Source organism: Kitasatospora cinereorecta (assembly GCF_024172095.1).
GTDB classification, from domain to species: domain Bacteria; phylum Actinomycetota; class Actinomycetes; order Streptomycetales; family Streptomycetaceae; genus Kitasatospora; species Kitasatospora cinereorecta.
The window spans coordinates 764,369-788,606 of sequence record NZ_JAMZDX010000004.1 but is presented as its reverse complement, the minus strand read 5'-3'; the positions used below and the strand labels follow the sequence as shown (position 1 = coordinate 788,606).

Here is a 24,238-nt window from a genome sequence, read left to right as displayed (position 1 = left end):
TCCGTTCCGCGACCGACGGTGTCGGTGCGGCCGTGTTGACTGGGCACCGTGACCGTTCGTGAACTGCTGTCCTCGCTGCCCGACCCCACCACGCTGCGCGCCCACTGCCGGGCGGTCGCGCTGCTCGACGCCGTGCTCGACCCGCGCGACCCCCTGCACACCTTCGTTCCCGACTGGCGGGAGGGGGCGGATCTGGCCCGCATGGTGAACGGCTCGGGCGACGAGTACGCGGTGGTGTTCGACCCGGCCGGGGTGTTCCTCTACGGGTTCGACCACGAGAGCGACGCCACGCCCTGGCGGGAGGACGACCGCGTGCACTGGCCCGGACTGCTGGATGGCCTACCGGCCGCGCTGTCCGCGTACCCGTCGGCGCCGCTGTTCCAGTGCGAGGACTTCTTCGACGCGACGGTGTGCCTGTGGCGGGAGACCGGCGACGGCGAATGGCGCAGCGGTCCGGTGGAGTTCGAGGACGGCGAGACGGACGGCTCCGACTGGCTGTTCGACCTTCTCGTCGACCGGAGCCCGGACGCGTACCTGCGCCACGCCGCGGACTACTACGAACTCTCCGTGGACCGCGACGCGGTGGCGGCGGTCCTGGCCGGTACCCCGTTGACCCGGCGCTCGGTCGCGGCGCTCTCCGCCTCGGCGGACTTCGCCACCGTCGCGGATCGGGCCCGCAGGATCGGGTTCCGCATCGACGAGTCCTGACGGTCGGGGTCGGCGGGGATCCCGCGTCGGCTCGACGGCTGCGCGATCTCCTGGGCCGGCCGGTCCCGTTGCCGGTCCATCGGCGAGGGACGCCGGCCGCCGCGACCGGGGCAGCTCCGACAGCCGCACCACCCGCGGGCTCGTCGGTCGGCAGCGCCGAGCATCCGGAAAGGAACTTGACGTCCCCGATCACGGCGAACCCCGCATCGATCCTGCGCAGCACCGTGGTTCGCACCCCGCGGCGCACTGCCGATCCGGTCCTCCCGCCACTCCTCCGTCGTGGAACGAATCTCCCCCGCCGCGATCAACTCCCGGGCAGACCTGCCGCGGACCGGCGGCGGGAGCCGACCGTGCGGTAGACGGCTCCGGCGGCGAGGGTGGCGGCGAGGAAGAGGACGGTGAACCACTGGAAGTACCAGTGGCCGCCCTCGGGGTCGTACACCACGGCGCGGGGCCAGGCCAGGTTGACCGTCATGAGGAGGCCGTAGCAGAGGGCGAGGGCGTTGACCGGCAGCCCCCAGCGGCCGAGCGAGAAGAGCGGGTCGCCGCGTTCGTCGCGCTCGCCGCCGTCCGGGCCGGGCCAGGTGCCGCGCAGGCGTCGGAGCAGCATCGGCCCGGTGACCATCGCGTAGGCGAGGTAGAGCATCGCGATGCAGGTGGTGCCGATGGCCAGGATCGCCGCCGGAGAGGCCAGGTCGAGCAGCACGAGCGCCGCGGCCAGGGCGCCGACCACCAGCGCGGGAACGTAGGGCATCCCGGTGCGCGGGGAGACCGTGGACAGCCGCGCCGACCAGGGGAGTACGCCGTCGCGGGCCATCGAGAACAGCATCCGGGTGCCGGCCGTCTGGATCGCGAGCGTGGCCACGGCGATCGCCACCGCGACATCCACCAGCAGGGCCTTGCCGACCCCGGCGGGAAGGCTGCTGGTGAGGACGTAGCCGAGTCCCTCGGTGGCGAGGCGCCCGTCGGTGAGGCTCGGCGCGGCGAGCAGTCCGCCGAGAACCAGCAGCCCGGCGAGGACACCGGCGACCGCGAGGGAGGTGACGACGGTCCTGGGCGTGGTGCGGCGCGGGTCGACGGTCTCCTCGCTCATCTCGCCGGCGCTGTCGAAGCCGATCAGGACGTACGCGGCGGCGAACGAGCCGACCAGCAGCGCGGCGAACGACCCGCCCTGACCGCCCGTCCGCAGGACGACGGCGGGACCGCGCTCGGCGTGGGTGAGCAGGAGCAGGACGATCAGGACCGCGCCGACGATCTCGGCGGTGACCCCGACCCGGTTGACGGCGGACAGGACGCGGTTGTCGAGGACGTTGAGGAGGGTGGTGAGGACGAGCAGGACGAGGGCGAGGACGGCGGCGTTGGCCGCGCCGGTCACGGTGGTGGGAGCGGGATCGCCGCCGACCAGCTGGAAGCCGGACCAGACGGTCGGCAGGACGACCTGCAGCGCGAGCGCCGCCGCGGCGACCACGACCACCTGGCCGACCACCATGATCCAGCCGGTGAACCAGCCGAACGCCGGGCTGCTCAGCCGGGTCGACCACTGGTAGATCGCGCCGGAGATCGGGTAGCGGGCGGCGAGTTCGGCGAAGCAGGCGGCGACCAGCAGCTGACCGGCGAGGACGGCCGGCCAGGTCCAGAGGAACAGCGCTCCCCCGAAGGAGTAGCCGAGCGAGAAGAACTGGAACACCGTCGTCAGCACGGAGATGAAGGAGAATCCGGCAGCGAAGGAGGCGTACCGCCCCATCCGTCGCCGCAGCTCCTGCCGGTAGCCGAACCCGGCGAGGGAGGCGTCGGCGGCGTTGCCGGGCGGAGGAGCGGCGGACGGGGTCCGGTCGGTGGCAACGGTCATGGCATTCCCCTGTCGCAGAGGCGAGGTACCGCCTATTCCTGTCGTTCGACAGAAATTAGGGATGGCCCGTTTCCCCCGCATGTCGCCGCCGTGTCCCGACCGTTAGTGACTCCTCTCTCGGCGGCAGCGGCCGTGATTCCCCGGTGGCGGGTCTCAGGCCGGGTGCTCCTCGGTGCCGCAGGAGTCGGCCGGCTGCGCTACCGCCGCGGAGATCGCTTCTCGGAGCGGCTGGTTCGACGAGCAGGACGGAGGTCAGCTCGGGCGGGGGTGACGTGGAGGGGTGGCTCGTCAATCGGTTCCGACCGGCACTCCCTGGGGGAACCGGAAGAGTCCGGTGGGATCGTAGCTCCGCTTGACCTGCCGCAGCCGTGCCGCGTTCGCTCCGTAGTAGGCCTGCTCCCAGGTGCTCAACTGCGGGTCGAGGTAGTTCTGGTAGGCCTCTCCGCCGGCGTACGGCCGCATCGCCGACCACACGTCGTCCAGCCACACCCGTGACTGGTCCACCCCGCTGGTGTACGTCGGGCCCGCCTCCGGGAAGTAGGCGCTGTACTGGGCCAGGAACAGCGCGCTGCGGTGCACGAAGGCGGTGTCCCCGGGTGGGATGCGGTTGACGGCTCCGCCGAGCGCGTCGAACGCCACGGTCGCGCTGCCGCCCTGCGGTGCGGTCCGCGCGTAGCGCCCCAGCCCGGCGACCAGCGTCGCGATGCCGGTGTCGCTGATGGAGCGGGTGTAGAAGTCGGACCGGGAGGCGTACGACACGCGGGTCAGCCGCCCCTGCGGGTCCTGACCCGGCAGCGTGCCCGCCAGGTGGGCGGCGGCCTGCGACCACCCCGACACCCCGCCCATCACCTGCATGGTGTCCAGATAGGGCTTCGCGTGGAGACTCACCGAGGACGGCTGAACGTCCAACCGGTCGATCAGCTTGCCCAGTTCACTCTTCGAACCGAGGTAGTTGACGGTGCTGCCGATCGCCGTCCGTCCGTCCGGCCAGGCGTCCAGGTGCAGGTTGGCCCACAGCTGGTCGGGGGCGGACGGTGCCCAGGCCTGCCAGGCCCGCACCACCGCCGCCGCCGAGGACCACGGCCAGGACAGCGTCGCGTACGCGCAGTCCACCGCCGGGTGGGTGCGGAATTCCAGCGAGGTGACCACCCCGAAGTTGCCCCCGCCCCCGCCGCGCAGGGCCCAGAAGAGGTCCGGGTCCGCCCCGGCATCCACCCGAAGCGTCCGCCCGTCAGCGGTCACCACCTGGGCGCCCGTCAGGTTGTCGCAGGTCAGTCCGTACGCTCGGCAGGTCACCCCCACCCCGCCACCCATCGTCAGACCGGCCACACCGACGCTCGGGCAGGTGCCGGCCGGGACGGTGACGCCCTGCCCGGACAGGTCTGTGTACATATCGATCAGTCGTGTCCCCGCCCCCACCGTGGCGCCGCCCCCGGATGCCGTCACGGTGTTCAGCCGCCCCACGTCCAGCACCAGTCCCGGTCCCGCGGACCAGCCCCCGTAACTGTGGCCGCCGCTGCGCAGCGCCACGGTAACGGCGTAGCGGCGGGCGAATGCCAGGCAGGTGACGACGTCCTGGGCGTTCGCCACGTAGACGACGCCGGCAGGCCGGACCGTGTCGAACTGCGGCTGGTACTGGCGACTGGCCGGGGTGTACCGGACGTCTCCGGGCAGGATGACCGTGCCCTGCACGTCCTTGGTCAGGGCCGTCCAGTCGGCGGGGCTCGCCGAGGCGGCGGACGGGGAAGGGGATCCGGTTGCCGATCCGGAGGGGGACGGCGCCGGCGGGCTGCTGATCGACTGGGCGTTCCTACCGGTGCCGGTTCCGGTGCAGGCCGCCAGGGCTGCTGTTGCGGCTGCGCCTGCTGCCAGGCGCAGCACGGCCCGTCGGTCCGGCGTGGGTGGGCGCGTCGCCGGCGGGGGAGTGGTGCTGTCGGCCATCGTCGTGCTCCGCTTCTCGGTCCGCTGTGCCGTGGGATCGGGGGCTGTCTCCAGCCTCACCGATTCTCGTGTGCAGGGACTTGGCCGGCGGCCGGGGCGCTGTGGTGGGTTGCGGTTCATCGGGCCGGGTGTGGGCCGCACTCCAGCCGTGATCGCTGAGACCACCCAGCGGTAGCCCGTGTGGGGGCGAGCTGGTGTGCACGTCCTGCCAGAACGAAGGAGTCCGACCGGAAGCCGTCCCGGCTCGCCGCCGCCGATGCCGAGGCGGTCAGGGCGAGGAGCGCGGACTCCTGGTGGCGCCGCTCCTGTTTCTTCCTCCGCTGTGCGCGGGCCGCTGATCTGCCTCAGGGAGCTCGGCATGCTGCTTGCGTTGTGTGGGACGACCCGGCGAGGAGCCTTGCCGCGGTGTGTCAGCCACTGGTGGGTGGGGGGAGGAGAAGTTCTGCGAGCAGGCCCCCGCCGGGGGCGGGGAGGAGTCGAGCGGTGCCGCCGTGGAGTTCGGCGACCCATGTGACGATGGCGAGGCCGGTTCCGGTCCCGCTGCTGGTGGTTCCGGTGACGTGGCGTTCGAAGACCCGTTTCCGATCCTTGGCCGGTACGCCGGGGCCGTGGTCCCGTACTGTGATGCGGTCGGCGGTGACGCTCACCTCGACCGGGGTTCCGCCGCCGTGTCGCAGCGCGTTCTCGACGAGGTTGCGGACGGCCTGGGCGAGCAGTTCGGGGTCGCCGTTGACGATGACGGCTTCGGTGGTGACGGTGACGCCGCTGCAGTCCGGCAGTTCCTCGACGGTCTGCTCGACCACCTGGTCGAGTCGCAGCGGGGTGAGCTCGACCTCCTGGGTGCCGGCCTCGACGCGGGCCCGGGCCAGGAGCCCGGTGACCAGCCGGCCCAGGCGGTCGACGAGACGGACCGCTTCGTCGAGGGCGGCGGGCGCACGGGTGGGGGAGGCGCTGCCGCTTTCGACCACCAGGCGCAGGGTGGCCAGCGGGGTGCGGAGTTCGTGCGCGGCTTCCGCGAGAAACTGTTCCTGCTGGTCGAGCCCGCGCAGCGCGGGCCGCATGGCCCGTCCGGACAGGAGGTGCCCGACGGCGGCGGCGGCCAGCACCAGGGCGGCGCAGCCCAGGGCGAGCCGGCGGACGAGGCGGTCGTGGGCGGCCCGGCTCTGGGCGGGGTCGGCTCCGACCAGCACGGCGGCGCCGATCCGGTCGCCGTCCCAGACGGGGGCGGCGGCCCACCGGATCTCCCGGCCGCCGGCCTCCAGGGCGATGAAAACGGTCTCCTGGTCGTGCTCGACCTGTTTCCAGATCTCGTCCAGCCCGGCCTGGTCGGGAAGAGCGGCAGGCGCGGTGGGCGCGTGACGGATCTGGGGCCGGCCGGGCGCGGGCGCCTGGATGACGGCGAGCCGCTCCGCGCTCAGAGCGAGGTCGTCCTCCGCCAGGGCGTCGAGGTGGAGGACTCCGGCGTCGTAGTAGAGGGCGCGGGCGAGGCCGTCGGCCCGCCGGCTGACGCCGTTGTCGAGATCGTTCGTGCGGGACCGGTCATCGGTGCGCACGGCCAGGACGGAGAGGACCAGCAGACACAGAGCGGTCGTCGCGGCGAAGAGCAGGGTCGTCGCCCACCGGACCCGGTGGAGGCGTGCGACGGCGGGACTGGACGGGATCACCGATCAGTGGCGGGGTCGGCGAGCCGGTAGCCGACGCCGCGCACGGTCGAGATGAGCTCGGGTGGGCCCAGTTTGCGGCGCAGCTGGCCGATGAGGACGTCGACGACGTTGGAGAGCGGTTCGGTCTGCTCGTCCCAGCAGCGTTCGATGAGTTCGGTGCGGGTGACCACCTCGTCGGCGCGCAGCATCAGGACCTCGAGGACCGAGAACTCCTTCGCGGTGAGGGTGAGCAGTACGCCGTCGCGCCGGACCCTGCGGCGCGGCAGGTCGAGTTCCAGGGTGCCTACGCGTAGTTCCGGCAGCCGTGCGGGCCGGCTGCGGCGGCACAGGGTGCGGACGCGGGCGTTGAGTTCGGCGAAGGCGAAGGGTTTGACGAGGTAGTCGTCGGCGCCGTGCTCGAATCCGGCCACGCGGTCGCTGACCGCGTCGAGGGCGGTGAGCAGGAGGACCGGCAGGGTGGAGCCGGCCTTGCGCTGGGCGGACACGAGGGTGAGCGCGTCCCCGTCGGGCAGGGTGCGGTCGGCGACCAGGCAGTCGTAGGTGTTGACCGCGAGTTTGAAGTCGGCGTCGGCGAGATCGGTGGCGAAGTCGACGGCGAAGCCGGTCTCACGTAGACCGCGGGTGATCACGGGGCCGAGTTCGGGGTCGTCCTCGACGACAAGTACGCGCATGGCGGGCGAGCCTAACGGATCGAAAAGAGCGCGAAAGCCGGGGTAGTCGTGATTGGCGCGGTATGGGTGCGGTGGCGAGACGTCGCGTAGGCAGCGCTGGGGTTTCGTACCTGCCTCATGTTCGTTTCATGGACCCGCTGACAGTCTGCGGGCATGGCAAAGATCCGTATGCGTAAGCGCGTCATCGGCATGACCGCTGCCGGCCTGGCAGCCACCGTTGCCGCGGTCCACTGTGTCCAGTCCGCGCAGGGCGCGGACTCCCGGGCTGCGGGTGCTCCACAGGCGGTGGTGCGCGTCGACCAGGTCGGCTACACACCCGGCGAGGCCAAGCAGGCCCACCTGATGACCTCCGTCTCCGCGTCCAAGGCCTCCTTCCGAGTCCTCGACTCCTCCGGGAAGGAGGTCCTCAAGGGCAAGGTCGGCTCCTCCACCGGAGGCTGGAACGGCACGTACAAGGCCGTCCACACGCTCGACCTGTCGCCGCTGACCGAGCCGGGCGACTACCGGATCGAGGTGTCCGGGCCCGTCGCCGCCGTCTCCCCGACGTTCCGCATCGCCGCGGCGGACGACCTCTTCGGCAAGCTCATCCAGGACAACGTCCGTTTCTTCCAGGCCCAGCGCGACGGCGCCGACGTGGTCCCCACGGAACTTCGCCGCAAGCCGTCCCATCTGGCGGACCGCCAGGCCACGGTCTATGACACCCCCGCCTATGCCGACGACGAGACGGTGCTGACCGCGCCCCTCAAGCGCGTCGCGGGCCCGATCGACGTCTCGGGCGGCTGGAACGACGCCGGCGACTTCCTCAAGTTCACCCACACCGCCTCCTACTCCACAGCGAGTCTCCTGCTCGCGCACCGCACGGCCGCCGTCGGGGGGCCGGAGCTCGCCGCCGAGGCACGCCACGGGCTGGACTGGCTGGACAAGATGTGGGACGACACGTCGCGCACCCTCTACGTCCAGGTCGGGCTCGGCAAGGGCGACACCGACGACGGCAGTGGCAAGATCCGCTCCGACCACGACGTGTGGCGCCTGCCGGAGGCCGACGACGCCCTCGACGTCAAGCCCGGCGACCCCGACTACCTGATCAAGCACCGGCCGGTCTTCCGCGCGGCACCGCCCGGCAAGCCGATCAGCCCGAACCTCGCGGGGCGCGTTGCCGCCACCTTCGCCCTGGCCGCCCAGCTCGACGCCGCCGAGGAGCCCGAGCGGGCCCACGGGGAACTCGAAAAGGCCGCACACATCTACGCCCTCGCAGACACCAACCCTGGCGACCGACTGGTCACCGCCTTCCCCCACGGCTTCTACCCCGAGGCGTCCTGGCAGGACGACATGGAATTCGGCGCCACCGAGCTCGCCCTCGCCGCCAAGGCCCTGCGGGACGAGCGCACGAGCGACTGGACCAGGCAGGCCGGACACTGGGCCAAGCAGTACATCACCTCGGACAGCCTCGGCACCCTCGGGCTCGGCGACGTCAGTGCCCTCGCCCACGCCGACCTCGCCCACCTGCTCGACGACGGCACCACCCGCACCGAAGTGACACGCGAACAGCTCGTCGCCGACCTCAAGCGCCAGCTCGACGACGGCAGCGCCCGCGCGGCCCGCGACCCCTTCGGGGCCGGCGCCGTCTACACCGACTTCGACTCCGTGCCCCACACCTTCGGCCTCGCCGCCACCGCCCAGCTCTACCACCAGGCCACCGGGGACCCCCGCTACGCCGCGTTCGCCACCCAGCAGCGCAACTGGGCCCTGGGCGCCAACGCGTGGGGTTCCTCCTTCGTCATCGGCGCCGGAACGACCTTCCCGCACTGCCCCGAACACCAGGCCGCCAACCTGGCCGGCGACCTCAACGGGGACGGCGACATCCTCCTCGGCGGCGTCGTCAACGGCCCCAACGCGGCAGACAAGCTCAAGGACCTCAACTCCTTCCCCACCATGCGCACCTGCCCGACCGGCCAGGGCAACCCCTTCGCCGCCTTCGACGGCCGCGGCGCCGGTTTCATGGACCACGTCGGCGCCTGGCAGACCGTCGAATCCGCCGACGACTTCACCGCCACCGCGCTGCTCGCCTTCACCCTCGCCACCGCACCCCAGGACGCGGGCACCAACACCAACTGACAACACAAACGCCCTGGCCGAGTCGGTCGTATGTCCGTAGGCGGGCGGAGCCGACCGGAAGCGGGGCAGGCCCGCCGCCGAGGCGAACACGAGGTGCGCGGCCGTACTGCTCGTCGACGTCCCGGCGGTCGGCCTGTGCCCGCGGCTGAGGACCGCGCTTACGGCGGCCGGTCGACCGTGGTTGACTTTCCGGGAGATTCCCGACGATTGAGGCACCTGGGTCGGTTGTCGCTCCTCAGCCCGTGGATCGGCAGGTGGTGGGGGCGGAAGGGGAGTGAATGCCGGAGACGTCGACGTCGAGCGCGGTGATCGGTCGGGAGGGCGAGCGCGAGCGGCTCGGCGGGCTCGTCCAGCAGGTGGCCGACGGGCGCGGTGGGGTGGTGGTGTTCACCGGCGAGCCGGGAATCGGGAAGACCGCCGTGCTGGACCTGGCCGGGCAGCTGTGCCGTGACGCGGGGATCACCGTCCTGCGCGGGGCCGCGAGCGAACTCGAGGAGCGACGGCCTTTTGCCGCCGTGCTGGCCTGCCTCACCACGGGTGAGCCGACGGCACGGCCGGACGTGGCGCGCCTTCGTGAGCTGCTTCGGGCGGAGCAGCCCGCCGTGCCGACGGCCGGCGGGCCCGGGCCCGGTTCGGTGGTCGCCGAAGCCCTGCTGGTGCTGCTCGAGGACTGGTGCGCGAGCACTCCGGTGGCACTGCTGCTGGATGACCTGCACTGGGCCGACGCCGCGAGCCTGGTCGTCCTGCACCGCCTCAGCAGGGCGCTCGAACACCTGCCGCTGCTCGTCGTGCTCACCAGTCGGCCGTTCGGCGACGGCGGTGCGCCGGGCCGGGCGCTGCGCTCACTGGCCGGTCGCGGCGTGCCGGTGGTGGAGATCCAGCCGCTGGGTGGGCGGGACGTCGCGAGGCTCGTGGCCGCGCAGGTCGGCGGCGCGCCCGACGAGGCGCTACTGGAACTGGTGGCAGGCGCAGCCGGAAACCCGTACTACGTCCAGGGGCTGGTCCGCGCGCTGGTCGAGGCCGGGCAGATTCGCGTGCGCGAGTCGGGGGCGGAGCTCGTCGACGACCCGCCGCCGGTCCCCGCCTCGTTGAGGCGGACGGTCCTGCGTCGGATCGACGCGCTGAGCGGTGCCACCCGTGAGCTGCTGCGCGTGCTCGCGCTGCTGGGCCCGGCGTTCACCGCAGCCGAGATGACAGCCGTGCTGCAGCGGTCGGCCTTCGAGCTGATGGAACCGGTGTCCGAGGCGATCGCGGCAGGGCTGCTGCGGGAGCACCCGGACGGCCTGGCGTTCCGCCACGACCTGGTCCGGCGGGTCCTGGAGGAGAGCCACGCCCCGGCCATCCGGGCCGCCCTGCACCAGCAGATCGGCCGGTCGCTCGCCGACTCGCACGTGCCACCCGACCGGGTGGCCGAGCATCTGCTGAAGGCGCCGGATGTGGGCGGACCGGACCTGCCGTGGCTCCGGTCCGCCCTCGACCGCCTGATCGCTCGGGCACCCGGACTGGCGGTGGACCTGTTGCGGCGGGCGATGGGACCGGAAACCCCCGACCTGGAGGCCGAACTGGTCGGGGCACTGGTGTGCGCGGGTCGGTTCACCGAGGCCGAACAGGCCGCCGGGCGGCTGCTGTCGGGCGGGCTGCCGGCGCCGTGGCAGGGGACGACACAGTGGTGGCTTGCCCAGGCGCTCCTCCGCCAAGGACGACTGTCCGAGTGCACGGACCTCTGTCGTGCCGCTCTGCGCGGCGGCGCCCTGACCGAAAGTCAGTCGGCGCGCTTCCACGGGCTCCTGGCGCACTGCCGCCACCTGCGCGCCGACCATGCCGCAGCCGAGCAGGAGGCTGCCCACGCAGTCGGGATCGGGCGGGACGTCGGCGACGCCGACGCGACGGCCCACGGTCTGTGCGTACAGGCAGCCGTGCTGTTGGTCGGCCGGCGCGCCGAGGGAGCGCTCGCGCTGGCCGACGAGGCGCTCGCCGTCCTCGGAGACCGCCGGACCGGGTTCGACATCCCGACGACCCCGCAACTCGTCCGGGGTCACTGCCTGCTCGTCCTCGACCGCCCGGCGGACGCGTACGACGCATTCCGGGCCGGCGTCGAGTTCGACCCGGAGGGCAGGTTCCACGCCCGGTACCGCTGCGCCTTGGGGAAAGTGGGATTCCTGAGTGGGGAGTGGGAGGCCGCGCTCGCCGAGGTACGGACCGGTCTGGCGTCAGCCGACGTCCGGCAGATCGAGCCGGAACTGCATGCTGTGGCCGCACTCGTCCAGGTCCAGCGAGGCCGACGCTGCGAGCACACCCGGTTCGTACGCGGCCTCGGTTCCGGCTCGCGGGAGCCCATCGCCGTCGGTGGCGTCCACCGGTGGGGGTACGCCCTGTTGTGCGAGTCCGAGGGGGAACCGGAGCAGGCGCTGCGGCTGCTGGTCGAGTCCTGTCGGCCGGGTCCGGAGCAGTCCGGCGGCTCCGCGCTCGCCGACTTCATGGTGCCGGACACGGCCCGGCTGGCCTTCACCCTCGGACGGACCGACCGGCTGATCGCCCTGGCGGCGACGGCGCACGAGGCTGCCGCCACGCTGCCCACGCCGACCCTGCGGGCCACCGCAGAGCTCTGCTCCGGGCTGGCCGAACACGAGCCGGGCCGGTTGGTCGAGGCTGCCGCGCTGTACCGCACGGCCTCCCGTCCGCTGTTCGCGGCACTCGCCCATGAGGTCGCCGCATTGATGCTGGCGCGGTCGGCCCGCCGCCGGGAGGCCCGCGAGGAACTGACCCGGGCGGTCGAGGCCTACCGCGTGCTCGGCGCCGAATGGCCTGCCCGCCGCGTCGCGGAAGGGCTGATGGCGGAAGGCGTCAGAGCGCCTCGTGGACGGTCGACCAAGCGCACCGCCACCGGGTGGGACTCGCTGACCGAGACCGAGCACACGGTCATCGCGATGGTCGCCGAGGGATGCTCCAACCCCGAGATCGCCGACCGGATGCGGCTGGCCCGCAGGACCGTGCAGACCCACATCTCCAGAATCCTGGCCAAACTCGACAAATCGTCACGTGTGGAACTGGCGGTGCTCGCGGCGGAACGGGCCGACCGCTGAGGACCGCCCCGGCGCCGGTGTCGACTCCGACGGCCGGGCGAGGCACCGCCGGTATGGTTCCTGGCCATGGAACAGCGCAACGCGTCCACGCCTCTGCTCGGCCGGGAGGCGCAGACCCGCATGCTCGAGGACGTCCTGTCCGCGGCCGCCGCCGGTACCGGCCGGGGCGTGCTGCTGCTGGGCGAGGCGGGGATCGGGAAGTCGGCGCTGCTGGCCGACTGCGCCGCCAAGGCCCGGGCGCGCGGTTTCGCCGTGCTGCGGGGAGCGGCCGACGAATGGGAGCGGGAGTTTCCGCTCTGGCCCTTCCTCGATCTCCTCGGTACTTCCGAGGACGACCGGGCCGCGGTGACGTCCCTGCTGCGGTCCACCGGTGGTGGGGCGACCAGTCCGGTCCACGCGGCGGCCGAGCGACTGTTCCAGATCGTCGAGCAGCGGTGCGCCGCCACGCCGGTCCTGCTGGTGATGGACGACCTGCAGTGGGCGGACGATGCATCAGCCGCCCTGTGGGGCCGGCTGGTCCGGCACGCGGAACAGCTCCCGCTCGTGGTGGCCGGGGCCGCCAGGTCCGGCGCGGACCGGGCCGTGCTGGAACCGGTACTGAACGTCCTCGAACGCAGCGACGGCCTCGTGCTGCCGCTACCGCCGCTGGACGAGGGCGACCTCGCCGCGCTCGCCGCCGTCCTGTTGGCCGCCCCGGCCGGGCCGTCGCTGCGCCGGGAACTCGCGCGGACCGGGGGCAACCCGCTCTACGCCGCCGAGGTGCTCGCCCTCCTGCGTCGCAAGAACGCCATGAGCGTCGGGCCCGACGGCGTGGACCTCCTGCCGGGCCATGAGGTGATCGCGCCCGCGGCGGCGATCTCCGACCGCACGCAGCGGTTGTCCTCCGGGGCACGCGAGGTGCTGCGGGCGGCCACCGTCCTGGGAATGGAATTCCGGCCGGGCGACCTCGCCGCGGTCCTGGACCGATCGCTCGTCGTCATGCTCCCGCTGATCGAGGAGGCTGCGTCCGCGGAGATCCTGGTGGCCACGGCTGACCGGCTGGCATTCCGGCACCATCTCATCTGGGAGGCGCTCACCGAGACCATCCCCGGCGCGCTGCGCGGCGCCATGCACCGACACGTCGCCCGGACGCTGGACCGGGTCGGCGCCGCGGACGACGAGGTGGCCACGCAGCTGATGCGGGCCGACGGGCTGGAAGCGGACGACTGGGCGGTCACCTGGATCGCCGACCACGCCCGCGAGCTGGTCGACCGGTCCCCGCAGGTGGCGGCCCGGCTGCTGGAGCAGGCGCTACGGGCTCCGGCACCTCCGGCGCCGACCGCGCTCACCCTGCGGCTGATCGAGGCTCTGCTGGGTTCGGGGCGCGGCCCGGAGGCCGAGACCTCGGCCCGCGCCGTCATCGGCGGACTCGGCACCGACCCCGACGCCGTGGCCGAGGCGTCCTGGCTGCTCGCCGAGGCACTCAATCGCACGCGGTCGCTGAGCGACGGGTTCACCGAGTCCGTCGAGGTCCTGCGCGCTGCGATGGGATTGGAGGGAGTCAGCGAGCGGGCCGCGGCCCGACTGGCCGCGCAGAGCGCCTTCCACCTGCACTGGGCCGGACACGAGGACGAGGCGGCCGCGGCCGCGGCGGCGGGCATGACCCTCGGGGGGCGGACGGGCGACGACCACGCCGTCGCGGCCGCCAGCTGGGTGACGGCCCAGATGAGCCGGAGCCTCGGTGACTACACCCGAGCCATGGCCGCTGTCGACCTGGGCCTCGAGCACTGCGCCGATGGCGCGCGGACCCGGGACGAGGCGAATCTGCGCGTCCAACGGCTCAAGATGCTGACGTCCCTCGGCCGATCCGGCGAGGCGAAGGCGGAGGTGCTGCGGCTCCAGCAGGTCCGGGACCGGCTGCCCGGCATCCACGCGTCCTCCTCCGTCGCCATCGCGGACCACCGCTTCATGGCGGGGGACTGGGACGACGCCCTGGCCGAGATCGAGTTCCTGTCCGAGGACGCCTACCAGGTCATCGCGGTCTCCTGGCACGGGTTGGCCGCCCTGGTGAGGGCGCATCAGGATGATCGCGCCCGCTGCGAGGAGCATCTACGGGCGACCCGGGACCAGAAGCTCGACGAGGTGGTGGACATCGGCGCGGCCGACTGGCTCCTCATGGCCCGGGCCGTCGTCGCCGAACAGGGTGGACGGACGGAGGAGGCCCTCGCCGCCCTCCAGAAGGCGCTGATACCCGAGCTCGCCGACCACGTCACCGAGGGCCCGGAGTGGATGCCGGTCGTGGTCCGCCTGGCGCTCGCCGTCAACGACCGGGGCGCGGCCGAGGCGGCGGCCGGCTTCCGGCCGCCCGGTCCGCAGGAGCAGTCGACCGAACGGTGGCGCCAGGCCGCCGCCTACGGCCGCGGACTGCTGGCAGCCGACCCCGAGCCGGTGCTGGCGGCCGCCGAGTTCTACGCCGCGCTGGGCCGTCCGCTGCGCCAGGGGATGGCGCTCGAGGACGCGGCCGAACTCCTGGCCCGGCAGGGGGAGTCGGCGCAGGCGAAACGTCGCCTGAACCAGGCCGTGGAGGTGTACACCCGGCTGGGGGCGCGGTGGGACATCCGGCGGGCGGAGACCAGGCTGCGCGCCTGCGGGATTCGTCAGGGTGTGCGCGGCCCTCGGGCGAGGGTGACCTCGGGCTGGGAGAGCCTGACGCCCACCGAGCTGCTGGTGGCCGAGCGGGTCGCCGCCGGCCTCTCGAATCCGGACATCGCAGCCGAGCTGCTGCTGTCCCCGCGCACCGTGCAGACCCATGTCTCGCACATCCTGGCGAAGTTGACGGTACGTTCGCGCGTCGACATCGCGCGGGAGGCGGCCCGCCGCGGCGCATGAGCGCCGACGGGATCGAAGAGGGGTGAACGCGCCGACCGGGTGTGGCCCGGGGGCGAGCCGCGGCGAGGTCGCGCCCTCCGCCAAGCCGGCGGACGGCGGCCCGAGATGTGATGCGCGCCACAGTCGGATGGTCGATTGAAACCCACCGGTGCTGCCGCCGTCATGAGTGTCGAACGTCGGTCGCCGCCGCGCTGAAGCACGTCGGATCGGTGGCACCCGGCCGGCCTTCGCGTTCGCTCCCTGGGCGCACAGCTGTGACGCCACATCGCCGTCGCTCGGGGTGTGGCGCTCGCCGGGTCATGCCCGTCGCCCAGATCCCCGTCGTGCACGCCGGTTCCCGCCTTCGAAGGGCGATTTCAGCATGCTCCACATCCAGCTCACCCGGTCCGATGTCGAGGCGATCGACGAACTCGTCTCCACCGTCGCCGGACGCCACCCATCGGCCGACGACCCCGAATTCCTCAGGGAATCCACGGTCTTCGCACAGCAGCTTCCGCAACGGCTTCGCAGGTCGCTCAACTCGTTCCGACTGGAGGAACCGGCCGGCGCGTGCCGAATATCCGGATTCCGGGTGAGCGACGACCGGATCGGCGAGACGCCGCGCCACTGGGCCGACACCGCCGGTCGGCCCGGACCGACCCTGCGTGAGGAGTTCTTCTTCGTCCTGTGCTCCTCGTTGCTCGGTGACGTGTTCGGCTGGGCGAGCCAGCAGGCGGGCCGGGTGGTGCACGAGGTCGTTCCGATCCCGGGACACGAAGGGCTGCAGATCAACTCCGGGAGCAGTTCGACCCTGCTGTGGCATACGGAGGACGCATTCCATCCTTACCGGGCCGACTACGTCGGACTGATGTGCCTGCGCAACCCACAGCGGGCCGAGACCACGGTGGCGTGCATCGAGGACGTCGAACTCGATCGCGAGGCCGCCGAGATCCTCTTCGAGCCGCGGTTCGTCCTGCGCCCGGACGAGGCCCACCTGCCCAGGAACGGCGACCCCAACCGGCCGACGAGCGCGAGGCACTCCGAGGTGATCGCACGCGGCCGTGCCCGCATCGAACAGATGCTGAGCCATCCGCAGAAGGTCGCCATCCTCTTCGGCGATCCGGCCTCGCCCTGTCTGAGGCTCGACTCCGCCGAGGTGGAACGAACCGACGACCTCGACGCCATGGCGGCGCTCGACCGGCTGTCGGCAGCCGTGGACAAGCAGTTGAACGGCGTCGTCCTGGAACCCGGCGACCTGCTGTTCGTCGACAACTTCCGTGCGGTCCACGGGCGGCAGCCGTTCGCCGCCAACTACGACGGCCGCGACCGCTGGCTCAAGCGCGTCAACATCACTCGTGACCTGCGTCGATCGCGTGACGCCAGGGTCTCGACCGACGACCGAATCGTCCACTGACCGTCAGAACAGGAAAGGCAGGATTCCCATGACCGACACGGTTGAACGGGCCGCCCGGCCGACCACCTCCGAACGGTACTCCGGGCCGCCGCTGGCCGGCGGGCCGGGCGGACCGGCCGAGCTGCGCCGGCTCATCGACATCGTCCTGACCTCACTCGTCGACGGCGCCGCCGCGCGCGGCGGCCCGCTTCCGGCCGGCGATCCGTCCGAGCTGAAGCGCGAGGTGCTGTCCTCGCTCGGCGAGGTGCTGCCGGAGGAGGGCGCCGGGCCGGACGTGCTCGGACCGCTGGCCCGGATGTTCGCGTGGGGTGCCTCCGACCTGGCCGACCCAGCCTGGTCGGCGCACCTGCTCTGCCCGCCGCTGGCCCTCTCGGTCGCCGCCGATGTGGCGGCCACGGCCCTCAACGCCGATCTGGCCTCCTGGGACCAGACGCCGGCCGGGATCGTGCTCGAAGGCGAGGTCATCGCCGCCCTGGCCGAGTTGGTCGGCTTCGACCCCGCCACCGCGGCCGGTGTCGTCACCTCGGGCGGTACCGAGTCCAACTTCATGGGGCTGCTGCTGGCACGTGACGCGGTGCGACCGCGACACCCCGGCGCGGCGGACGCGCCCGGTCCGGGCGGCGGACGGCCGAGGATCTTCGCGTCGCGGGTGGCCCACGTCTCCGTCCGACGCAACGCCGCGCTGCTCGGCCTCGGCACCTCCGCCGTGGTGCCGGTCGACGTGGACGAGAACTACCGGATGGACCCCCGGGCGCTGCACGCGGCGATGGAGCGGGCCGCGGCCGCGGGCGACGCGCCCCTCCTGGTGGTCGCCACCGCGGGCACCACCGACTTCGGCTCGATAGATCCGCTGCGCGAGATCGTGCCGATCGCCCGCGCCTGGGGCGCCTCGGTGCACGTGGACGCCGCGTACGGCGGTGGTGTGCTGTTCTCCGACCGGCTGTCCGGCCTGCTGGACCACATCGAGGCCGTCGACAGCGTCTCGCTGGACCTGCACAAGTTCGGTTGGCAGCCGGTCGGCGCGGGGGTGTTCCTCGCCCGGCGGGCGGAGACCTTCGACCCGCTGGCGGTCCGGGCGGCCTACCTCAACCCGGAGGACGACGAGGAGGCGGGCTACACCAGCAACCTGGGCCGGTCGCTGCTCACCACCCGCCGCGGCGACGTGTTCAAGATCGCGGTGACCCTGCGGGCGCTGGGCCGCTCCGGGCTGGGCGCCCTGGTCGACACCTGCTGCGAGCGCGCCCGCTACGCCGCCGACCGCGTCCGGGCGGAGCCGCGACTGGAACTCGTCGCCGAACCGACCCTGTCCACCGTGGTCTTCCGCTACCGGCCGGCCCAGGACGACCCGGTGTCCTCGGACCGGATCAACGCCGGCCTGCGCCGCCGCCTCCTGCGCGGTGGCACCGCGGTGATCGGCCGTACCGACCTGACCGGTGAAGCAGGGGGGATCCGTCTCAAGTTCACCACCCTCAACCCGAGGACCACGGAGGCCGACGTGCGCGGACTGATCGCGTCCGTGATCGCGGCCGGGGTGGCCGAGGAGGAGGCCCGGTGCGCCAACGCAACGGACAACCGGAGCAACTGACCACACGTGAGGAGAAACCTGTCGTGAACCAGACCATCGACATCCCCGGCCACACCGCCTTCGTCCTACCGGACAGGGACGCGCTCGTCTCCGCCGCAGCCGTCCTGCAGCAGTGCGAGGAGGCCGTGACCGGATGCGCCTCCGCCGTCTTCGACGAGCCCGAGCCGATCGAGCTCCTGTCGGAGGTGTGTCGGGACATGGACTGCGCCGACGTCCTGGCGGTGACCCGACGCGTGCTGACCCGCCGGAGCGACCCCGACCCGGAGCTGCTCCGCGCCCAGCTCGCGGCATGCCTGGTGGCACTGCGGCTGAGCCACGAACTGTGCAGCAGCCACGCCGAGGACTACCCGCAGGCCCGCACCTGCTCGAACGCGACCGTCCGCGGCATCGAGACGTGCCGCCGTCTCCTCGGAGAGCTCAGCTCGTGACGGGTTCTCCCCGCGTAACCCGGAAGGAAACAACCATGCTTCACTCTCCTGACACCCCGCGGGAGGCCGCGGTGACCACGCCCTCCCACGAGAGCGAGGCCGAGCTGCCGGGCGTCCTCGACCCCGACTTCCTGGCCCTCGGCCTCGGCGGCACCAACATGATGGCGATGCTGTGGAGCGTTGCCATGGGCCGGCGGGCGGTGGGCGTCGAGATGCGCGGCGACCCGTTCCTCGGCGTGCACTGGAACATCCGCGAGGATCTGTACCACCAGTTCGGCCTGATCGACCAGTTGATGCTGGAGCGGTACGGGGCGGAGGGTGTGCCACGCCGGGCCGACGGCCGGCTGTTCCGCCTCGCCGAGTGCTTCCGCAGCGCCGACACCTGCGCCGGGGACATCGTCGCGGACGAGATCATCGACGGCTTCGACAGGGACCAGCACATCTCCGGCAGCATCCACCACGTCGAGTTCATCGACGACCGCTTCCGGGGCGGCCTCCCGAACCGTGAGATCACCGTGCTCTCACCCCCGCAGCCGCCGGAGCGGCCCGACAGCAACATGATCCGCGGTGACGTCGCCGACATGCTCAACGGTGCGTCCACCTTCCAGGCGGAGGCCGCGGCGACGCTGACCCTGATGCGCCGGTACCTGGAACGGATCGAGGAGCAGGACCTGGCCCACGGCGGCGAACCCCGGGTCCGGATCTTCTCGCGGCACCGGGTGGTCACCACGGAGGGCGACGGGTTCCTCCGCCTTCCGGACGGCCGGCTGCGGATCCGCATCGAGCCGCTCCAGGAGTACGACTTCAAGGGCAGGTTCGTCCGGGTGCGCGAACCGGGCAGCGAAACCATCGAGATCGGCGTCCCGGAGCTGTTCGTGATCGCCCAGGGCTTCCACAGCAGCGACGCGAAGCGCCTGGGATTCCGGCAGCACGACGTGGAGGTGGACCACCAGGACGGCCGCGGGCCGGTGGTGGCCCAGGCGGACTTCGTGGCGGGGCTGATGGAGGTGCTGATCGACGGACGACTACGCCGGCGGATCTCCTCGATGTTCGACGCCGACGGAAGGGAGTACTGGGTCCGGCAGATCGCGGTGGGCCATGAGAACGATCCGGAAGTGGGCTGGGTCCTGGTCCAGGTGCCCGACTACATGTCGTTCGATCCCGTCGAGGCGGGACTGATCCCGGCCGGGACCGACCCGGAGTCGCCCGAGTACTTCGCCGCCTACCAGCACCTGATCTTCGACTTCTACGTCGAGCAGGCCGCAGAGGTCCTCGAGATCCCGAAGTCGGAGCTGACCAAGGTGCAGATGGCCTACGGGCCGAAGCTCTTCAGCCTGATCGAGCGGATCGGCGACGACGCACTCATCGCGCCCAACGGCGTGGTCGCCGGCGACTCCTTCGGCAACGGCCACTTCCTGACCAGCGGCGGCGCCATGACCGGCATGATCGGCCACAGTGCCCGGATCCTGCAGTACTGGCAGTCACGCGACGCCGGTACCTCCCGGACCGATGCGATCCGGTGGCTCGCGGACCGCATCAAGGAGGACACCGAGGCCTGGCTGGACGTCAGCGCCCAGGAGTACAGCCAGGCCGTGCCGATCAACTTCGGCGCGGAACGCATCCAGCAGATCACCGCGGCGAGCGGCATCGACATCAGCGATCGGGCCCACGGCATCGACGCCTCCCGGAGGAAGCGGCACTCCCTCCTCCCGCTGGACGCGTCGGACTGGCGCAAGCGCACGCTGCGCAACGGCAAGGTGCTGTCGGCGCCGCTGCCGAAGCTGCAGCCGATGCATCCCGCCCTGCGTGAGACCGCCGTCTGACAACCCGCACCGCCCCGCCTCCCACCCGCAACGGAGACAAAGTGAGCCATTCCGCCACTGCCCCGGTCCAGTACCGGACGCCCGCCCGTGAAGCGCGTACCCGTCGGTATCTCATGTGTCGCCCGACGTACTTCGAAGTCAGCTACCGGATCAACCCGTGGATGGATCCCGCCAAACCGGTGGATCGCGACCTCGCCGTCGCCCAGTGGGAGCGGCTGCGCGAGGTGTACCTGGGCCTCGGCCACCAGGTGGACCTGATCGAGCCGCTGCCGGGGACGCCGGACATGGTCTACGCGGCCAACGGCGCCACCGTGATCGACGGGAAGGTCCTCGGAGCACGATTCCGGAACCAGGAGCGGGCCGCCGAGGGACCCGCCTACCAGGAGTGGTTCCGTGCCCACGGCTACACCGACGTTCTCGACCCGCGCCATGTCAACGAGGGCGAAGGAGACTTCCTGGTCACCGGCGTCTGGATCCTGGCCGGCACCGGGTTCCGCACCAGTCCCCAAGGACACGCGGAGGCACAGGAATTCTTCGGGCGCCCGGTGATCGGCCTCGAGTTGGTCGATCCCCGGTACTACCACCTGGACACCGCCCTGGCCGTGCTCGACGACAACGAGGTCATGTACAACCCGGCGGCGTTCTCGCCGGGCAGCCGGGCCGTCCTGGAGCGGCTCTTCCCCACCGCCGTGCTCGCGAGCGCGGCCGATGCCGAGGTCTTCGGCCTGAACGCGGTCAGCGACGGCCGGAACGTGGTGCTGCCGCAGGCCGCCGTCGGTCTGGCGGACCAGCTGCGGCGGCGCGGATTCGAACCGATCGGGGTGGACCTGTCCGAGCTGCTCAAGGGTGGTGGCAGCGTGAAGTGCTGCACGCTCGACGTGCGGGATCAGCGCTGACGGCGCTTCGGAGGAACGGAGCGCCACAGTGAGGCATGCACCGGACTTCTCCCTCGCCGTCGTCATGGCGGACATCGCGCTCGTCCTGGCGGCCGGGCTGATCCTGGCCCGGCCGCTGCGCCGCCTGCGCCAGCCGCCGGTGGTCGCGGAGATCACGGCGGGGATCGCGCTCGGCCCGAGCGTGCTCGGGCTGTTGCCCGGTGACCTGCCGCAGCGGATCTTCCCCGCTCCGGGTCGCCCGCTGCTGTCGGCCATCGCCGAAGTGGGCCTGCTGCTGTTCATGTTCCTGGTCGGCTGGGAGCTGGACCTCCCCTCGCTCCGGTCCCGGCGCACCTCGGTCGCCGCGGTGTCGCTGTCGTCGCTGGCCGTGCCGTTCCTGCTGGGTGCGGCCCTGGCGACAGCCCTGTACGGCGGGCACAGCCAGGTGAACGGGCATCAGGTCGGCCGACTGCCCTTCGTGCTGTTCATCGGGACCGCGATGTCCATCACCGCTTTTCCGGTGTTGGCGCGCATCCTGGTGGAGCACCGGCTGCAGTTCACCGGCCCGGGCCTGCTGGCCATGACCAGCGCGGCGGTCGGCGATGTTCTGGCCTGGTCGATGCTCGCGGTGGTCACGACCGTTGCCACCACGAGCGAGCCGCGGGAGCTGCTGTCCGCGGTGGGAGGGTTCGCCGTCTTCCTGGCCCTCCTGGGACTGGTGGCGCGTCCGCTGCTGCACCGGTGGATGGTGTCCAGCACCGCCGGCGGTCGGCGGGCTCCCGCACTGCCGGCCGTCATCTGCGCGGGGATCCTGCTCAGCGGCTGGGCCACCTCGTGGGTCGGTGTCGACGCCATCTTCGGCGCCTTCGCCTTCGGGGTCATCACGCCCAGGCAGCCGCAGGAGTACCTGATGCGGCAGCTGCGGGAGCCGCTGGAGAGAGCCGGCTCGCTGCTGTTGCCGGTCTTCTTCGTCGTCACCGGCCTGTCGGTGGACCTCAGGCACCTGGGCGCCGGAGGATTGCTGGAACTGTCGGCCGTCGTCTCCGTGGCGTGCGTCGGCAAGCTGTTCGGGGCGGCCGTTCCGGCGCGGATGACGGGCCTGGGCTGGCGGGACGCGCGCCTGGTGGGGGTGCTGATGAATACCCGCGGACTCACCGAACTCGTCATCCTCAAGGTCGGCGTGGAACTCGAGGTGCTGGACGGCCGGATGTTCACGATCATGGTGGTGATGGCGCTGGTCACCACCATGATGGCCGGTCCGCTCCTGCCGAAACGGGTCGACGGAATCCCGGGCAGGGCGTCGAGCAGCCGGCGCGCGATGTCGCGGTCCCGGTGATCCCGAGGGACCGACCCGTTGCCGCCGCACCGAGGCTCCGGTGGACGGAGTGACCTTGCCGGGTCGCCGCCGACCGGAGCCTCGCACTGCGGTTGCGACGCCGCGTCCGGCCTGATCGACGCGGCACCAGCTCCCACGACGGCGCACCGATGATCGAGGCGTTGACAGCGCTCCGAAATCCCCGGCTGCCGATGAACCGGCCGCCGTCCTCGTCCGTCATGCACCAGTGCCCGGCCGCTGCCGACGGCGGCCGGGCCCGCGAGCATGAGGACCAGCAGATTGACGAACCGTCCGAACGAGCGCCGGCTGGCGCAGGTGCTGTACGCCCGACACGCCGGTACCGTCTACCCACATGCCCTGGCTGCGGCCGCCGGCGACCCGTCGCGGGCGGCGGAACTGCTGCGCCGCGCGCTGTTGGCGGTCGTCCGCCGCCCCGCGATGGCGCAGGACCGCGAGGTCGGCGACCTGCTGGCCGCGGAGGTCGGCCGGCTGGCGGTCCCGGCCGTCGACTCGCGGTGGAAGCTTCCGCGGCGGCGGCGGCGCCGCCCGCCCGCGGCCCCGGCCGCTCGGGCCGAACCCCTCGAGACCGGCCGCACGGCGTCGACGTCGTCCCGTCCGGGTCTCGCCGCCGGGCCGACCGTGCCCCTCACCCGAACGCCGCGGCCGGAGCTCATCGCCGAGGCCCTGGCCGCGTTGCCCGCGGAGCACCGGGAGGCGATCACCGAGTCGTTCCTGAGGGGCCGGACCGCTCACCAGGCCGCGGAGCTGCTCGGCCTGCCACCGCAGGCGGTGAAGACCCGCGTCTTCTACGGGCTCCACCGTCTCGTGCTCGCCCTCGAAGAACAGGAGTCGGCGTGAACCGGAATGCCGCCTGCGCCGAGCTCGGCGTCTACGTGCTCGGCGGACTGGACGCCGCGGAGACGGACCGGTTCGAGGAGCACCTGCTGACCTGCGACTACTGCCTGGGCGAGGCCGACGCATTCAAGAAGGTCCGGGACCTGCTGCTCCCGCTGGTCGGGCAGCCGGTCGAGCCCGGGAAAGATCGCGACGACGCGTCGGCCCTGCCCACGGCATCGCCCGCGGTCCCCGACGATGACCTGCTCACCGAGTTGCTGGCCGACCTGGCCCGGGAGCGGCACCGCCGCGCCTGGCGGGTCGCGGCGGTGATCGCCGCAACTGCCGCGTTGGTCTTCGCACTGCCGGTGGTCGTACTGCGCGCGGGAACCGGCAGCGTGGAAGCCTTGCCCGCGACCGGTTCCACCCCGAGTCCCGCAGTGATGCTGATGACGACCGGTGAGCTGCATCGGGCCGCCGACCCCTCCACAGGGGTTTCCGGTTCGGTGGGGCTGGAGGACAAGGCCTGGGGCACGCATGTCGCCCTCGGGCTGGGCGGGGTCGGCGGCCCGCTCACCTGCTCGCTGGTCGCGGTGTCGAAGGACGGCGGGCGGGAGACGGTGACCAGCTGGTCCGTGCCTCCCTCCGGCTACGGCGTGCCCGGCCACCCGGACACCCTCGTGGTGCACGGCGGAACCTCGTGGAGCCACGGGCAGCTCGACCACTTCGAGGTGCGGACGGCGAACGGGCGGCAGCTGCTGTCGATCCCCGTCCGGTGAGAGTCCCGGAGCGGGCCCGGTCATTCCGAGTGGGCCTGCGCCGTCGCCGCTCACAACGGTCCGACGCCTCGATCCGCTCGGCGGGGACCCGGGCGACGAGCTTGACGAGCGTGCCGGCCTCGCAGTTCACCACCCAGGCCTGTGCTTCGCCTCACACGGCCCACTGAACTCCGGGAACGGCGGGTGCATCAGTGCGCCCGCTCGGCGGACCCCCACCTCCGCCAACTGGCACGGAATCGCAGGTCAGCGGCGTGCCAGCGGGACGGCGGAGCAGCTGCACCGGACG

General features: G+C 72.3%; 16 protein-coding genes. 12 read left to right on the top strand and 4 right to left on the bottom strand.

The annotated features are described in order from the left end of the window. Positions 1–48 precede the first annotated feature (48 nt). Positions 49–708 (top strand): hypothetical protein, encoded by a 660-nt coding sequence (locus FHR36_RS23790; RefSeq protein ID WP_253800198.1) that lies wholly within the window; start codon positions 49–51, stop codon positions 706–708. Positions 709–1,012: 304 nt separating this feature from the next. Here FHR36_RS23790 and FHR36_RS23785 read toward each other — a convergent pair whose 3' ends face one another. From FHR36_RS23785 to FHR36_RS23770, 4 genes are all read right to left on the bottom strand, one after another. After that, entirely contained in the window at positions 1,013–2,557 is a 1,545-nt protein-coding gene (locus FHR36_RS23785) for an amino acid permease (protein WP_253800197.1), read from the bottom strand. Between the two features lie 288 nt (positions 2,558–2,845). Further along, positions 2,846–4,498: an FAD-binding oxidoreductase gene (locus FHR36_RS23780; protein WP_253800196.1), complete on the bottom strand. Its 1,653-nt coding sequence runs from the start codon at positions 4,496–4,498 to the stop codon at positions 2,846–2,848. A gap of 410 nt (positions 4,499–4,908) precedes the next feature. After that, positions 4,909–6,162, bottom strand: a complete 1,254-nt coding sequence (locus FHR36_RS23775; RefSeq protein WP_253800195.1) for a sensor histidine kinase — start codon at positions 6,160–6,162, stop codon at positions 4,909–4,911. Next, positions 6,159–6,833 (bottom strand): winged helix-turn-helix domain-containing protein, encoded by a 675-nt coding sequence (locus FHR36_RS23770; RefSeq protein WP_253800194.1) that lies wholly within the window; start codon positions 6,831–6,833, stop codon positions 6,159–6,161. The genes FHR36_RS23775 and FHR36_RS23770 overlap by 4 nt, the downstream gene beginning before the upstream one ends. 153 nt (positions 6,834–6,986) lie before the next feature. Here FHR36_RS23770 and FHR36_RS23765 point away from each other — a divergent pair, with 153 nt between their 5' ends. The 11 genes from FHR36_RS23765 to FHR36_RS23715 all read left to right on the top strand — a co-directional run bounded on the left by FHR36_RS23765 (position 6,987) and on the right by FHR36_RS23715 (position 23,952). Next, positions 6,987–8,948 (top strand): glycoside hydrolase family 9 protein, encoded by a 1,962-nt coding sequence (locus FHR36_RS23765; RefSeq protein WP_253800193.1) that lies wholly within the window; start codon positions 6,987–6,989, stop codon positions 8,946–8,948. Between the two features lie 278 nt (positions 8,949–9,226). Further along, positions 9,227–12,031, top strand: coding sequence for a LuxR family transcriptional regulator (locus tag FHR36_RS23760; RefSeq protein WP_253800192.1), 2,805 nt, complete (start codon positions 9,227–9,229; stop codon positions 12,029–12,031). Between the two features lie 66 nt (positions 12,032–12,097). Continuing rightward, a complete protein-coding gene (locus tag FHR36_RS23755; RefSeq protein ID WP_253800191.1) occupies positions 12,098–14,899 on the top strand; it encodes an ATP-binding protein in 2,802 nt (933 codons plus the stop codon). A 166-nt stretch (positions 14,900–15,065) separates the two neighbouring features. Continuing rightward, positions 15,066–16,292, top strand: a complete 1,227-nt coding sequence (gntD, locus tag FHR36_RS23750) for a guanitoxin biosynthesis L-enduracididine beta-hydroxylase GntD (RefSeq protein ID WP_253800190.1) — start codon at positions 15,066–15,068, stop codon at positions 16,290–16,292. A 28-nt stretch (positions 16,293–16,320) separates the two neighbouring features. Continuing rightward, positions 16,321–17,877, top strand: coding sequence for a pyridoxal phosphate-dependent decarboxylase family protein (locus FHR36_RS23745; RefSeq protein WP_253800189.1), 1,557 nt, complete (start codon positions 16,321–16,323; stop codon positions 17,875–17,877). 23 nt (positions 17,878–17,900) lie between these two features. Then, complete coding sequence (locus FHR36_RS23740) at positions 17,901–18,305, top strand: four-helix bundle copper-binding protein (RefSeq protein ID WP_253800188.1); 405 nt, start codon at positions 17,901–17,903, stop codon at positions 18,303–18,305. 35 nt (positions 18,306–18,340) lie between these two features. Beyond that, a complete protein-coding gene (locus FHR36_RS23735; RefSeq protein ID WP_253800187.1) occupies positions 18,341–20,128 on the top strand; it encodes a hypothetical protein in 1,788 nt (595 codons plus the stop codon). Between the two features lie 41 nt (positions 20,129–20,169). Continuing rightward, positions 20,170–21,024: a dimethylargininase gene (ddaH, locus tag FHR36_RS23730; RefSeq protein WP_344586027.1), complete on the top strand. Its 855-nt coding sequence runs from the start codon at positions 20,170–20,172 to the stop codon at positions 21,022–21,024. 28 nt (positions 21,025–21,052) lie between these two features. Then, a complete protein-coding gene (locus tag FHR36_RS23725; protein WP_253800185.1) occupies positions 21,053–22,339 on the top strand; it encodes a cation:proton antiporter domain-containing protein in 1,287 nt (428 codons plus the stop codon). A 279-nt stretch (positions 22,340–22,618) separates the two neighbouring features. Beyond that, on the top strand, positions 22,619–23,197 hold the full coding sequence (locus FHR36_RS23720; RefSeq protein WP_253800184.1) for a sigma factor-like helix-turn-helix DNA-binding protein: 579 nt from the start codon (positions 22,619–22,621) through the stop codon (positions 23,195–23,197). Further along, the gene (locus tag FHR36_RS23715; RefSeq protein ID WP_253800183.1) at positions 23,194–23,952 is read left to right on the top strand and encodes an anti-sigma factor family protein; all 759 of its coding nucleotides are present in this window, start codon (positions 23,194–23,196) and stop codon (positions 23,950–23,952) included. Before FHR36_RS23720 ends, FHR36_RS23715 begins: the two co-directional genes overlap by 4 nt. The last annotated feature ends 286 nt before the right edge of the window (positions 23,953–24,238 follow it).

What these genes read in the sequence shown, in the direction of transcription:
- FHR36_RS23785 (WP_253800197.1), bottom strand. Translation starts at nt 2,557, where the DNA reads ATGACCGTTGCCACCGACCGGACCCCGTCCGCCGCTCCTCCGCCCGGC.
- FHR36_RS23780 (WP_253800196.1), bottom strand. Translation starts at nt 4,498, where the DNA reads ATGGCCGACAGCACCACTCCCCCGCCGGCGACGCGCCCACCCACGCCG.
- FHR36_RS23770 (WP_253800194.1), bottom strand. Translation starts at nt 6,833, where the DNA reads ATGCGCGTACTTGTCGTCGAGGACGACCCCGAACTCGGCCCCGTGATC.
- FHR36_RS23765 (WP_253800193.1), top strand. Translation starts at nt 6,987, where the DNA reads ATGGCAAAGATCCGTATGCGTAAGCGCGTCATCGGCATGACCGCTGCC.
- FHR36_RS23760 (WP_253800192.1), top strand. Translation starts at nt 9,227, where the DNA reads ATGCCGGAGACGTCGACGTCGAGCGCGGTGATCGGTCGGGAGGGCGAG.
- FHR36_RS23755 (WP_253800191.1), top strand. Translation starts at nt 12,098, where the DNA reads ATGGAACAGCGCAACGCGTCCACGCCTCTGCTCGGCCGGGAGGCGCAG.
- FHR36_RS23745 (WP_253800189.1), top strand. Translation starts at nt 16,321, where the DNA reads ATGACCGACACGGTTGAACGGGCCGCCCGGCCGACCACCTCCGAACGG.
- FHR36_RS23735 (WP_253800187.1), top strand. Translation starts at nt 18,341, where the DNA reads ATGCTTCACTCTCCTGACACCCCGCGGGAGGCCGCGGTGACCACGCCC.